General features: G+C 62.1%; 14 protein-coding genes. 7 read left to right on the top strand and 7 right to left on the bottom strand.

Annotated elements, in window-relative coordinates:
- Positions 1 to 38 precede the first annotated feature (38 nt).
- The 7 genes from CZ322_RS01375 to CZ322_RS01345 all read right to left on the bottom strand — a co-directional run bounded on the left by CZ322_RS01375 (position 39) and on the right by CZ322_RS01345 (position 6802).
- A complete protein-coding gene (locus tag CZ322_RS01375) occupies positions 39 to 899 on the bottom strand; it encodes a metallophosphoesterase family protein (RefSeq protein WP_087069904.1) in 861 nt (286 codons plus the stop codon).
- A gap of 118 nt (positions 900 to 1017) precedes the next feature.
- Positions 1018 to 1644 carry a phosphoribosyltransferase family protein gene (locus tag CZ322_RS01370; protein ID WP_087069903.1) on the bottom strand — a complete coding sequence of 209 codons (627 nt, stop codon included), beginning with the start codon at positions 1642 to 1644 and terminating at the stop codon, positions 1018 to 1020.
- A gap of 84 nt (positions 1645 to 1728) precedes the next feature.
- Positions 1729 to 2538 (bottom strand): inositol monophosphatase family protein, encoded by an 810-nt coding sequence (locus CZ322_RS01365; RefSeq protein WP_087069902.1) that lies wholly within the window; start codon positions 2536 to 2538, stop codon positions 1729 to 1731.
- A complete protein-coding gene (gene rsgA / locus CZ322_RS01360) occupies positions 2539 to 3633 on the bottom strand; it encodes a ribosome small subunit-dependent GTPase A (protein ID WP_087069901.1) in 1095 nt (364 codons plus the stop codon).
- Positions 3630 to 4856 carry a 3-phosphoshikimate 1-carboxyvinyltransferase gene (locus CZ322_RS01355; protein WP_459543369.1) on the bottom strand — a complete coding sequence of 409 codons (1227 nt, stop codon included), beginning with the start codon at positions 4854 to 4856 and terminating at the stop codon, positions 3630 to 3632. The genes rsgA and CZ322_RS01355 overlap by 4 nt, the downstream gene beginning before the upstream one ends.
- A gap of 47 nt (positions 4857 to 4903) precedes the next feature.
- Positions 4904 to 6298 (bottom strand): 3-phosphoshikimate 1-carboxyvinyltransferase, encoded by a 1395-nt coding sequence (gene aroA / locus CZ322_RS01350; RefSeq protein WP_087069900.1) that lies wholly within the window; start codon positions 6296 to 6298, stop codon positions 4904 to 4906.
- Entirely contained in the window at positions 6299 to 6802 is a 504-nt protein-coding gene (locus CZ322_RS01345; RefSeq protein WP_234984407.1) for a DoxX family protein, read from the bottom strand. It lies immediately after the preceding gene.
- 107 nt (positions 6803 to 6909) lie between these two features.
- Here CZ322_RS01345 and CZ322_RS01340 point away from each other — a divergent pair, with 107 nt between their 5' ends.
- From CZ322_RS01340 to CZ322_RS09805, 7 genes are all read left to right on the top strand, one after another.
- The gene (locus tag CZ322_RS01340; RefSeq protein WP_307886242.1) at positions 6910 to 7503 is read left to right on the top strand and encodes a sigma-70 family RNA polymerase sigma factor; all 594 of its coding nucleotides are present in this window, start codon (positions 6910 to 6912) and stop codon (positions 7501 to 7503) included.
- Positions 7500 to 7829, top strand: coding sequence for a mycothiol system anti-sigma-R factor (gene rsrA / locus CZ322_RS01335; RefSeq protein WP_026429087.1), 330 nt, complete (start codon positions 7500 to 7502; stop codon positions 7827 to 7829). The genes CZ322_RS01340 and rsrA overlap by 4 nt, the downstream gene beginning before the upstream one ends.
- Before the next feature lie 103 nt (positions 7830 to 7932).
- The gene (locus CZ322_RS10390; protein ID WP_096334972.1) at positions 7933 to 8007 is read left to right on the top strand and encodes a 50S ribosomal protein bL37; all 75 of its coding nucleotides are present in this window, start codon (positions 7933 to 7935) and stop codon (positions 8005 to 8007) included.
- Between the two features lie 351 nt (positions 8008 to 8358).
- Positions 8359 to 9696, top strand: a complete 1338-nt coding sequence (locus CZ322_RS01330; protein WP_159454968.1) for an RNA-binding domain-containing protein — start codon at positions 8359 to 8361, stop codon at positions 9694 to 9696.
- A 564-nt stretch (positions 9697 to 10260) separates the two neighbouring features.
- A complete protein-coding gene (locus CZ322_RS01325; RefSeq protein WP_159454967.1) occupies positions 10261 to 10833 on the top strand; it encodes an MIT C-terminal domain-containing protein in 573 nt (190 codons plus the stop codon).
- A 247-nt stretch (positions 10834 to 11080) separates the two neighbouring features.
- The gene (locus CZ322_RS01320) at positions 11081 to 11431 is read left to right on the top strand and encodes a PadR family transcriptional regulator (RefSeq protein ID WP_016441758.1); all 351 of its coding nucleotides are present in this window, start codon (positions 11081 to 11083) and stop codon (positions 11429 to 11431) included.
- Positions 11418 to 12167, top strand: a complete 750-nt coding sequence (locus CZ322_RS09805) for a DUF5808 domain-containing protein (RefSeq protein ID WP_101595314.1) — start codon at positions 11418 to 11420, stop codon at positions 12165 to 12167. Before CZ322_RS01320 ends, CZ322_RS09805 begins: the two co-directional genes overlap by 14 nt.

Here is a 12167-nt window from a genome sequence, read left to right as displayed (position 1 = left end):
CCGCTGTGGGGAATGCAGGTGGCCCAGTGCCACGTAGCTCAGGCCCGCCGTGGCGCTTGCCCCTGCGCTTCCCAGGGCGAAAAGCGNAGGTGGCCCAGTGCCACGTAGCTCAGGCCCGCCGTGGCGCTTGCCCCTGCGCTTCCCAGGGCGAAAAGCGCGGCGGGAACAACTTCCACCCCGCCCACCGAAATATCGCGTTCGGATTCGCTGGCCGCCCCGCCGGCAACGAAAGCGTGTGCCATAGCGATACGTGCCACCGGCTTGCCAGCGTGCGGGCCGTGCTGAATATCTGCGGCAATACGCTCCAAAGCTGCGTGCATGACCGCGGTGTGCGAGCGTTCCAACAGCTCTGCGCCATCGTTGCGATCAACGTGATCAGCGTGATCAACGTGATGAACATGATCGACACGATCCGCATTATCCGCACCTTCCAAGTGATCCGCGCCAGCGTGACCAGCATGAGCAGCATCGCCTGCCAGGCGGCGGCGTTCCACATCGGGATCCAAATAGGGAATGGGGTAAACCAGTGCGCCAAGATTACCGGCGCGATCACGCACTTCTACCGGCTGGGCGCAGCGCAGCGGATCGGTGCGAATGACGATATGCTCCTGGAAAAGCTCCGCCCCGAATCCTAGGCGCTGCGGGGAATCATGGTTCCCGGAAATCAAAATGACCGTGGTGAGTTGCGCGAGTCGGCGCAGGGTGCGCGAAAAAAGCTCAACCATGGGAGCGGGTGGGACGCTGCGATCATAGACATCCCCGCTAATCAGAAGGGCATCTACACCGCGTTCCCGCACGGTATCCACCACGTGATCCACCCACATTTCAAAGGCCGGCGTGAGATCCGCCCGGTGCAGGGTGCGCCCGAGGTGCCAATCGGAGGTGTGCAAGATCTTCATGGCTTCAGCCTACTGTGGGGCTACGACAAAAATTTTGGCCCGATGGAGTTCCTGCCCGCGGAACGCACTGCCCCGCGAACGCACTGCCCCGCGAATGTCCGGCGCTCCGCACCCCGCTTTAGGCTTCCGCCTGGCCTCCGTTGACCGGGTCCTTATCCGACCACGGGAAGGCAATCCATGCGTCGGTATGCAAATAGGCGTAATCGGGTTTGAGCACCGAGCGTGACTTTTCGTAGAGGACCGCCACGCGAATCTCGGTGGCGTACTCTTCGCAGAGTTCCTTCACGAAGCGTAAAGTCCGCCCTGAGTCAGCGACGTCGTCGACAATTAAAACCTTTTTGCCGGCCATTCCACGCACGTCACCGGAAGGTTCTACCAGGCGCGGATCCTTGAGCGTGACCCCGATGCCGGTGTAAAACTCGACGTTGAGGACGAGCATGCTTTTGAGGTCTAAAGCGTAGGCAATCGCGCCGGCGGGAAGCAGGCCGCCGCGGGCCACGCTCACGATAATCTCCGGGCGGTAGCCGGAATCCCAGATGTCGCGGGCGAGTTCGCGGGTGACCTCGCCGAAACGGTCCCAGGTGAGGACCTCGCGCGCGGGCGTGTTGGCGGGCGCATGCGTGGGTGCGTTGACCGGCGCGTTTGTGGGCGCACTACCCGGTGTACCAGTGGGCGCACTAGCCGGCGCGCTACCGGGAAGACCCTCGTTCTCGATCAACGGCTCGGCCTTATCACTGCTTCCCACGGCTCCTCCTTCGATTAGTTCCGGCTACCCGGTTGGATCTGTTCCCGGCTGTGCGGGTAAGTCTCGTCCTCGCTAGCCGGTCGGCTAGTCGCGGCTACCCGGCTGGACATGTGTCTCATTAATAATTGCTTGGGCGGCGGCGTGCAACTTTCCGTTGGTGACCAGTGCGCTTCCCCACCACGGCCCCGGCTTGCCCTCCAGCGAGGTGAAGGTTCCCCCGGCCTCTTCCACGATCGGCACCAGCGCCGCCATATCGTAAACATCCAGGCCCGGCTGCGCGGCGATATCAAAGGCACCCTCGGCCAGTAGCATATAGGGCCAGAAAGCCCCGTAGGCGCGGGTGCCCCAGGTGGCGCGGGCGAAAGCGATGAGGGTGGCCATGCGCCCGGTTTCGTCCCAGCTAGATAGGGACGAAAAACCGAAAGCGGCCCGGTCCATCCGGTCAATATCGGAGACGCGCAGGCGCTGGGGCTCGCCCCCGTTTTCACTCAGCCACGCCCCGCCGCCGCGGCTCGCCCACCAGCGCCGCCCGAGCGCGGGCGCGGACGCCATACCGGCCACCATCTGGCCGTTTTCTTCCACACCGATAAGCGTGGCCCACACCGGGTTGTGGCGTACGTAGTTGCGGGTGCCGTCAATCGGGTCAATAATCCAGCGCCGCGGGGCGTGCTCCAGGCTGCCGCCCTCCTCTTCCCCGTACACGGCGTCCCCGGGGAAATCCCGCTCCAGGTACTCGCGGATGAGCCGCTCGGCCGCCCGATCAGCATCGGATACCGGCGAATTATCGGGCTTCGTATCCACGGTGAGGCGGCGGCGCTCATAACGCTCCAGGGTGAGGGCGTCCACGGCATCCGCAACGGTGTGCAGAAAAGCGATAGTGGAGCTGGCATCCATTTATTTCTCCCATTCTTCGAAGCCGCGCGAGGCGAGCACGCGGCGCAATGAACTCACCCGCTCGCGCAGGCGTGGATCGGTGAGGCTATCAAGGGCGCATTCGGGTTCGGTGGCCTCGTGGCTGCACCCGCGCGGGCATTCCAGCGCGGTTTCTTCCAGGTCGGGGAAGCCGCGGAGAATATCGGCGGCGTCCAGATGGGCCAGCCCAAAGCTGCGCACCCCCGGCGTATCAATGAGTTGCCCGCCGCCGGGCAGTGGAAAGGCGATAGCGGAGGTAGAGGTGTGCCGGCCCTTTCCGGTCACCTCGTTGACGTGCCCGGTTTCGCGCGCCGCGGCCGGGACCAGCGCATTGAGCAGGGTGGATTTGCCCACCCCGGAATGCCCCACGAGCACCGTGGTGCGCCCGCGTAGCGCCGCGCGCACGGCCTCCAAGCCCGAGTGCGTGGTTGCGTTCCCGGGTGTGAGAGTCGTGTCCCCAGGCGCGGGCGCCGTGTCAGAATCCGAGTGCGTGGCCGCGTCCCCGGCTGCGGGAGCTGCGCCGTCGTACCCCAAAGCCGTTGCGAGAATCGGGACCCCGAGCGGTTCGTAATACGCACGCAAGGCGTCCGGGCGTGCCAAGTCCGCTTTGGTGAGGATGAGGAGCGGATCCATACCGGCATCGCGCGCGGCCACCAGGCAGCGGTCAATCATGCCGCGCCGCGGTTCGGGTTGCGCGAGTGCCGCCACAATCGCCATCTGGTCCGCGTTCGCCACGATGGTGCGCTCGCGTTCGTTGCCTTCGTCCGTGGAACGCGTGAGTTGCGAGCTGCGGTCCTCGATAAAAACGATGCGGGCCAGGGTGTCCTTGCGCCCGGAAAGGTCACCGGTCAGGCGTACTTTATCTCCAACAACGACGGCGCCCCGGCCCAATTCCCGCGCTTTGACCGCAATCACGCGGGTGCCTTCGTTCATGAGCACGGTGTAGCGCCCGCGATCGATGGTGATGACCTGGCCGAGGGGCCGGTCGGAGTAATCGGGCCGAATCTTCGTGCGCGGCCGCGAGCCCTTTCCGGGCCGCACTCGCACGCGGGGATCGTCGGTGCCGATATCCCTCATCGGCCCACCAGGTCTGTCCACATCTGGGCGAAACGCGGCATGGTTTTCCCGGTGGTCGCAATATTTTCCACCCGCAGCCCGGGGATGCGCAGGCCGAGGATCGCCCCGAAGGTTGCCATGCGGTGGTCTTCGTAGCTGCGGATAACCGGGTTGTTTGGCGCGGGCGCCGCGGGCTGTGCGCTTGCCGACGTGCCGCCCGCCGCCGCGCCCTGCCCAGCCGGCGGGGTGATGATAATGTCATCGCCTTCTTCGCGGGCGGGGATCCCCACGCCGCTCAGCTCCGCGGTGATCGCGGCCAGGCGGTTGGTTTCATGCCCGCGCAGCTGCCCGATATTGCGCAGCGCGCTCGGGCCGGTGGCGAAGGCCGCCACCGCGGCAATCGTGGGCGTGAGCTCCCCAACATCGCTGAGATCGGCATCGAGGGGGGCAATATCCTGCGGCCCGGTCAGCTCAAGGACGCCGTCGCCACGCAGCTGGGCGCGCGCTCCCATGGCCGTAAAAATATCGACGATTTGCGCGCCGGGCTGGGTGGTGTGTGCCGGCCATCGCGGAATTTCCACGGTCCCGCCCGTCACCATAGCGGCGGCCAGGAAAGGTGAAGCATTGGAAAGATCCGGTTCCAGCACCACTGTTCCCAGCTGCGGGGTGCCCGGATGCACATGCCATTCCACCGCCGGGTGTTCGCGATCCGCGGGCGCCCCGCCGGCCGCGAATTCTTCCACCTGAATACCGGCCCGGCGCAGCACGTCCACCGTCATGGCCAGGTGGAAAGCGGAAGGAACCTTCGGCCCCACCGAACGCAGCACCAGCCCGCCCTCGCAGCGCGGGCCGGCCAGCAGCAGCGCGGAAATGAATTGCGAGGAGGCGGAGGAGTCAATGTTCACGGTTCCTCCGGCCAGGCGCCCCTGGCCGTGCACCCGCACCGGGAGGACCGCCCGCCCGGCGCTATCGCTGGCGGCATCAACCTCCACTCCCAGATCACGAAGAGCCCGCACCACCGGGTCCATGGGGCGCACGCGGGCGGCGTCGTCGCCATCAATAACAACCTCACCACGCGCGAACGCGGCCACGGGCGGGACGAAACGCATGACCGTTCCCGCGAGCCCCGCGTCAATGGTGGCGCCGTGGAGCGGGGCGGGGGAAATATCGAGGACGTCCTCAGCTTCGGTGGTGCCGCGCTGCCAGGCGACCCCCACGCCCATGCTCGCGAGGGCGCGGGCCATGAGCTCGGTATCNACTCGCACGCGGGGATCGTCGGTGCCGATATCCCTCATCGGCCCACCAGGTCTGTCCACATCTGGGCGAAACGCGGCATGGTTTTCCCGGTGGTCGCAATATTTTCCACCCGCAGCCCGGGGATGCGCAGGCCGAGGATCGCCCCGAAGGTTGCCATGCGGTGGTCTTCGTAGCTGCGGATAACCGGGTTGTTTGGCGCGGGCGCCGCGGGCTGTGCGCTTGCCGACGTGCCGCCCGCCGCCGCGCCCTGCCCAGCCGGCGGGGTGATGATAATGTCATCGCCTTCTTCGCGGGCGGGGATCCCCACGCCGCTCAGCTCCGCGGTGATCGCGGCCAGGCGGTTGGTTTCATGCCCGCGCAGCTGCCCGATATTGCGCAGCGCGCTCGGGCCGGTGGCGAAGGCCGCCACCGCGGCAATCGTGGGCGTGAGCTCCCCAACATCGCTGAGATCGGCATCGAGGGGGGCAATATCCTGCGGCCCGGTCAGCTCAAGGACGCCGTCGCCACGCAGCTGGGCGCGCGCTCCCATGGCCGTAAAAATATCGACGATTTGCGCGCCGGGCTGGGTGGTGTGTGCCGGCCATCGCGGAATTTCCACGGTCCCGCCCGTCACCATAGCGGCGGCCAGGAAAGGTGAAGCATTGGAAAGATCCGGTTCCAGCACCACTGTTCCCAGCTGCGGGGTGCCCGGATGCACATGCCATTCCACCGCCGGGTGTTCGCGATCCGCGGGCGCCCCGCCGGCCGCGAATTCTTCCACCTGAATACCGGCCCGGCGCAGCACGTCCACCGTCATGGCCAGGTGGAAAGCGGAAGGAACCTTCGGCCCCACCGAACGCAGCACCAGCCCGCCCTCGCAGCGCGGGCCGGCCAGCAGCAGCGCGGAAATGAATTGCGAGGAGGCGGAGGAGTCAATGTTCACGGTTCCTCCGGCCAGGCGCCCCTGGCCGTGCACCCGCACCGGGAGGACCGCCCGCCCGGCGCTATCGCTGGCGGCATCAACCTCCACTCCCAGATCACGAAGAGCCCGCACCACCGGGTCCATGGGGCGCACGCGGGCGGCGTCGTCGCCATCAATAACAACCTCACCACGCGCGAACGCGGCCACGGGCGGGACGAAACGCATGACCGTTCCCGCGAGCCCCGCGTCAATGGTGGCGCCGTGGAGCGGGGCGGGGGAAATATCGAGGACGTCCTCAGCTTCGGTGGTGCCGCGCTGCCAGGCGACCCCCACGCCCATGCTCGCGAGGGCGCGGGCCATGAGCTCGGTATCGCGGGCGCGCAGGGGCGCGAGGATTCGGCCCGTGGTGCCGGGCCCGCCCAGCGCGGCGGTGATGAGGAAGCGTGCCATGAGTGATTTGGACCCGGGAACGGCCACGCTGCCGCGCACGGGGGAGGGGTGGAACGGTGCTGGCCACAGGTCAGTCATTTAGGAACGCTTCGCCTCTCTGATTTGTTCGCGTGCTTGAGCGCGCACATCCGCGAGCTCATTGCGCTGATCGCGCCATTCGGACACACGGTACCCCAGGGAAGGCTTGCCTTTGCGATCCGTCCATGCCAGGGCGGCGCCGCCGGCCAGCCCGAGCGCGCCGAGCAGCCCGCCCAGCACCTCGCGTCGCTCGCTCTTCTCCGCCGCCCAGACCGGGTGATTGGCCAGGGCCACCGGGATTTGGGTGAGGGCGAGAGCCGCGCCGGACAGGCGCTGGAATTTGCCGATGGAAAGGAATGCCCCGCCGATGAGCTGGACGGCGCCCAGCGCGCGGGTGAGAGTGGTGGTGTCAACGGATTCGAGATCAACCCCGGCCATTCCGGCCAGGCCGGCGATGTTCTCAGCCCGTTCCTGGTGGTCCTCGGGGTGGCGTACCGCGGATAACCCCTGTGCAATAAAGGGCGCGGCAAGCAGGGGCCGCGCGAGGAATCGAATCATACCCATACCTATATTGTTACACTAAATCGGGGAATATACCCGCGTTTTCCGGGCGTTATACCCATGTCAGTCCAGCAGACGGACTAGGCTAGACCATGATGAGCACAGACCTAATGAGAAGCGCCCCCGATGAAACCGCAGCCGAACGCGCCGCGCGGTTCGAACGGGATGCTCTTCCGTATCTCGACCAGTTATACGGGGCCGCGATGCGCCTCACGCGCAATCCCACCGACGCCGAAGATTTGGTTCAGGAGGCCTACGCCAAAGCCTTTTCGGCCTTCCACCAGTACCGGCCGGGCACGAATTTGAAGGCGTGGCTCTACCGCATCCTCAATAACACCTTTATTTCTAATTACCGCAAGGCGCAGCGCCAGCCCAAGCAGGCTGACTCCTCGGAGGTGGAGGATTGGCAGGAGTATCGGGCGGCTTCGCATGCTTCCTCGGGGATGATGTCCGCGGAAGCGGAGGCCCTGGAGAATCTGCCGCAATCGGAAATTCGCGATGCTTTGAGCGCGCTGCCGGAAGACCGCCGCATGGCTGTGTATCTGGCGGATATTGAAGGCTTCTCCTACCAGGAGATCGCGGACATCATGGAAACGCCGATCGGAACGGTGATGTCCCGTCTGCATCGCGGGCGTAAACAGCTGCGGGAATTGCTCGCGGATTACGCGCGTGAACTCGGCTATGGGAAGAAGGAGAAGAAGTGAGCGGTGAGGATAGGTTGCAGCGCGGGGTAGAAGACTCGTTCCGGAACCGCGGGATTGAATTGGATAGCGCCGCGGGCGAGTGTTCCTGCCGGGATATTACTGATTATCTTTTCGAGTATCTGGATCACCAGCTTTCCGCGGTGCAAAGCGAGCGTTTGCAGGCCCATATTTCGGGGTGCTCGCGGTGTACGGAACGGGCGGAAGCGGAAACCCACGTGCGTGATATTTTGCGAGCCTCGTGCCGGGAGGTCGCGCCGGCGACGCTGCGGGTGCGGATCGCCCAGCAGATTTCGGTGTATCGGCGCACCACTCGCGATTTCGGGTAGTTTCGCCACATTGTGCCGGTTTTATTTACCTGACCGGTCGCCCTTGGTAAGCTAATGTGGTTGCTCGTTTACGAGCTGAGAAAACGTGACGTGAGGAGAGAACATGAGCCAGCGTGGTCGTAAGCGCAAGGATCGCCGCAAGAAGAAGGCGAACCACGGCAAGCGCCCCAATTCCTAAAGTGGTGCGCTCGCTGTTGCGAGAAGCGTAGAGGGTCCGGTTTTCCGGGCCCTTTATTTTTTACGACGACGCCGCCAGCTGGCGGGATGGGATTTGGCAGGGTATGCCGCTGCTTCCGCGCCTGAGCTAAGTGACATGCATAGTGACAAAAATGTCACTATGCATGTCACTATGCAAGCTGGAACGACGTTTTTGGCTGGTCTTAGGGAGCTGTTAGTTTTGGAGAAATGGCTTGTTAGCTGGTGAAATAGTGTATCGGTACCAGAGTTTCCATAGTGACATTCCATAGTGACAAAAATGTCACTATGCAGAGAGTATGCGATAATATCGGGGTGAAGGGAGGGGTTGTTAGTGGTGAATCTTGGTAATGAATCGGAAACTCTAGAGTTCAAAAAGACTACGTCTGAGCTTAAGGAAGCCTGCGTGTCGATTGCTGCCATGTTGAATAAACATGGGCTGGGTACGGTCTTGTTTGGCATCAAACCCGACGGTACGGCTATTGGTCAAGATGTATCCGAAGCCACCTTGCGTAGTATCTCTCGCACGATTGCCGAATCTATTAAACCGCAGGTGTATCCCACAATTACTACAGAAGTGCTTGACGGTGTTTCGGTGGTGAAGGTTGAAGTTAACGGCAACGACATCCCCTACTCGGCGCGGGGTAGGTATTACCTGCGTACCGCCGATGAAGACCGTCCTGTTACGCCAGCGGCTTTGCGTGATTTTTTCGTGAAGGCAAGCAGCGTTGTTTCGTGGGAGGCTGCCGATTCTGGAGTGTCGGTAGATCGACTCGACAAAGAGGTCTTTCGCCAATTCGTTCGGGATGGACTTAAGGCTGGTAGATTGCCAGAATCTGACGAGCCTAGTGAACGGGTACTTGACCGTCTGGGCTTGACGGTGAATGGGAATTTGAATAATGCTGGAAATCTGCTTTTTGGTAGCGGTTCGCCGGTCTCGCTGAAGATGGCAGTTTTCGCTACTCCAGAAAAGCTCACGTTCCTTGATATCAAGCATGCGGACTCTAACATCTATCGACTGCTTGAAACTGCAGAAAAATATGTACTCGCCAATATCCGTTGGCGCAGTGAGATCTTTAGTGGTTCACGAGAAGAAGTTCCTGAAATTCCCGCACCCGCAGTTCGCGAGATCATCGCGAACAGTTTTGCTCATGCCGACTATCGCGCCCGCGGAGTATGTCACGAAGTCTGTGTCTATTCGGATCGGATTACGGTATTCAGTCCGGGCAGCTTTGCAAATCAGCATTCTCCCGAAGGTTATATTGACGGGGTTTTACCTTCGTTACCTCGCAATCCGCTGATCGCAAAAACTCTTTATCTTGGGCGTAAAATTGAACAATTTGGCAGTGGGCTGAAGCGTGTTGCAAGCCTGTGCGATGATGCGGATGTGCCTTATGAATTCACTAATCTTGATGTCGGTTTTACGGTAGCGCTCATGCGTGGAACTGATGATCGTATTGGTACAGGTGTTGCGATAGACGTGACTCTGAACTCCACAGAGATGGCGGTGTTGGCACTCCTTACGCAAAGCCCCCAGCAGACGCGACAGGAGTTGGCTGAGAAGATATCCAAGACTGCACGCACGGTTCAACGCGCACTTAATACGCTTGCGATGAAAGGGTACATACGTCGCGAGGGTAGCAAGGCGAACCCGGAGTGGAGAGTTCTTTAGTACTGACAACTGTTCCTCTAGTGCTCAACGTCTTATGGCCGAGTTACCGGCTAGCGTGGTGCTCTCTGCTGGTGGTACATGCTGCCTTGCAATCCTTTGTTGTTTAGTCGGACCGCGAGCGGGTGCGTAGCGACAAAAATGTCACTATGCATGTCACTATGCAGAAGGGGAGAGCGTTCGTGATGGGCTATTGTGGGATGTGGGCTCCGGAAAACACGCTGGTTACCTGGTGAAACTGTGTGTGGGCGTCAGGCAGCGGGCGGCTGTATTCCATAGTGACAAAAATGTCACTATGCATGTCACTATGCAAGTCGGAACTGCGTTTGTGGCCGGTCATAGGGGGCTGTTGGTTTTGGAGAAATGGCTTGTTAGCTGGCGAAATAGCGGGAGCTGCGTCGTCGTATCCACGATGACATTCCGCGGTGACAAAAATGTCACTATGCAGATAGTATGCAGGCGGAGAGGGTGCGATTCACGCGGCGATCTGCGAGCGGAAGCCGGGTCTGCGGGGTGGGATCAGCCACCTCTGCCGAGAACGCCTGGCCGGTCATCTATATTTTCCTTATGGGGAAACGTGTATTGGAAACTAGTGGCGACCACGGCGTGCAGGGATCTTTGCATCGATATGGTTCTGGCCGGCACAGTGTCGCGTTTCCGGGCTACCGCATCTTCGACGAGGGGCAAACCGGCGTTACCTTCGATTTGCTATTTGCTTCCTATCTGCGGGGATGTACGGATGTCGAATTACATGACCCATTCATCAGCTATTCCTATCAGGGGCGCAACCTCGTTGAGTTCATGGCGGTTGTGGCTCTGGTGAAAAATCCTGAAAAGCGATGCCGCTTTCGGTTGTTCACACTCAGGGCGAAGAAGAATGAGCATCACGAAATTCAGGTTCGGATGCTCGATAAGATCACGGAAAATGCCGCTGAGCAGGGCATTGACCTCGATGTGATTTTCGATTCGCGTGCACACGACCGCTGGTTGCGTGCCGATACGGGATGGCTCATCTTCTTGGGCCGCGGCCTCGATATCTACCACAACTTCGAGGGTGGCCACTACGCCTTCCCTACCTCGCGTCAAGAATTCCGAAAGGTTCGGGGTTTTAGCATCGCCTATTCCCTGGATAAGAAGTAAGGGAATCCGTGGGAGAGCGGGCGGAAACTGGGGCTAGCCCCCGACTCCGCCGTGGATAGAGGATCAGCCCACACCGAGGAACCTCGGGCGGGCTGAACTATTGGCTCAATAGTAGCAGAGAAACTAGATTTCTCATATCCTGAAAACTCACCGCGCTACTGTGCTATCCCTACTACTATGTGATGCATACAAGCGGTGTGAACGTACCCGCACGGCACCTGCACCGCGGTGACTGAAAGGGGGAGTGGTGGCTGATTCCCAGCTTCGTAAAGGCGTGCTTGAACTCATCGTGCTCGCCTCGCTTTCCAGGGCGCCGGCCTACGGCGGGGCATTGCTCCAGCGCCTGGAAAATGCGGGTATGGCGGTATCGGCCGGCACCCTCTACCCGCTTCTCAACCGTCTCAAAAAGGCTGGCCACCTGGCCATTCATTGGGAGGAATCCCCGGCCGGGCCCCCGCGCAAGATCTACACGATCACCGCGGCTGGCCGCAGCTACGGGGAACGACTCGCTGGCGAATGGCGCAATCTTGCCGCCGTCGTCACATCCCATCTCACCGCCCTCACAACCGACCGAGGTGATAACAATGCCGGAGCCTAGCTCGCCTACAACCCCCACGATTTTCGGAATCCCCGCTTCTCTGGAAGCCCTGCGCTCCCGTGAAGCTCGCTCGCGCTGGTTCGAACCGGAAAATCCCCGGGTTTTTGTGCCGCGCAACTTCGGGATCGGCTGGGATATTAATATGGGCGCGCTCGCGGTGCGGCTAGGAATGATCCGCCCGGATGATTCCCTCCCGGACTTGGAAGACTATATTTCTCCCCGCACCCGCCACGCTCTCAGCATCGCGCCCGCACTTGGCGGAGCTCTTGCCGTGGGAGCAGCCGCCCTGGTGGCCCGCCGCCACCGGCTCCTTCCCTCCGGTTTTCGTGCCAACCTGCGCCCGCGCGGCATAGTTCCGGCGGCGCGGGCCGTAGCGCCCGCCGCGCTCCTCGGAGCTGCCGGCACGGCGCTCGCGGCCTGGGGTAATCGCGAACGCGTGGATGTTCCGGCTACCGCGCTCGCCGCCGGATTACAGGCCACGGCCCTACTCTCGCTTGCGGCACAGGACCGCTACGCCAGCCACCGCCAAGCCTCGGCATCCCTCCTGGCTGGATGTACCGCGGTGGCACTTCCTGTGGTGGCAGCTGGCGTCGTCGTCGCTACTACGCGCGGAGCGCTACGGAATCTGGGCCGTTTGCTCAAACGCAAGCACTCGGAAAACTCGGCCGCATCCGCAGTCGCCGCCGATGCCGCGCACGGCACCACAACCTCACCCGATACGAAAGAAACTGAATAA

The organism is Actinotignum timonense (assembly GCF_900155575.1).
Lineage (GTDB): Bacteria > Actinomycetota > Actinomycetes > Actinomycetales > Actinomycetaceae > Actinotignum > Actinotignum timonense.
This window is presented reverse-complemented; position numbering and strand designations above follow the sequence as displayed.

Excerpts from the sequence above, each read along its gene's own strand:
- CZ322_RS01340 (WP_307886242.1), top strand. The coding sequence starts at position 6,910 with ATGAGAAGCGCCCCCGATGAAACCGCAGCCGAACGCGCCGCGCGGTTC.
- CZ322_RS01345 (WP_234984407.1), bottom strand. The coding sequence starts at position 6,802 with ATGGGTATGATTCGATTCCTCGCGCGGCCCCTGCTTGCCGCGCCCTTT.
- CZ322_RS01365 (WP_087069902.1), bottom strand. The coding sequence starts at position 2,538 with ATGGATGCCAGCTCCACTATCGCTTTTCTGCACACCGTTGCGGATGCC.
- CZ322_RS01325 (WP_159454967.1), top strand. The coding sequence starts at position 10,261 with ATGGGGAAACGTGTATTGGAAACTAGTGGCGACCACGGCGTGCAGGGA.
- CZ322_RS01355 (WP_459543369.1), bottom strand. The coding sequence starts at position 4,856 with ATGGCCCGCGCCCTCGCGAGCATGGGCGTGGGGGTCGCCTGGCAGCGC.
- rsgA (WP_087069901.1), bottom strand. The coding sequence starts at position 3,633 with ATGAGGGATATCGGCACCGACGATCCCCGCGTGCGAGTGCGGCCCGGA.
- CZ322_RS09805 (WP_101595314.1), top strand. The coding sequence starts at position 11,418 with ATGCCGGAGCCTAGCTCGCCTACAACCCCCACGATTTTCGGAATCCCC.
- aroA (WP_087069900.1), bottom strand. The coding sequence starts at position 6,298 with ATGACTGACCTGTGGCCAGCACCGTTCCACCCCTCCCCCGTGCGCGGC.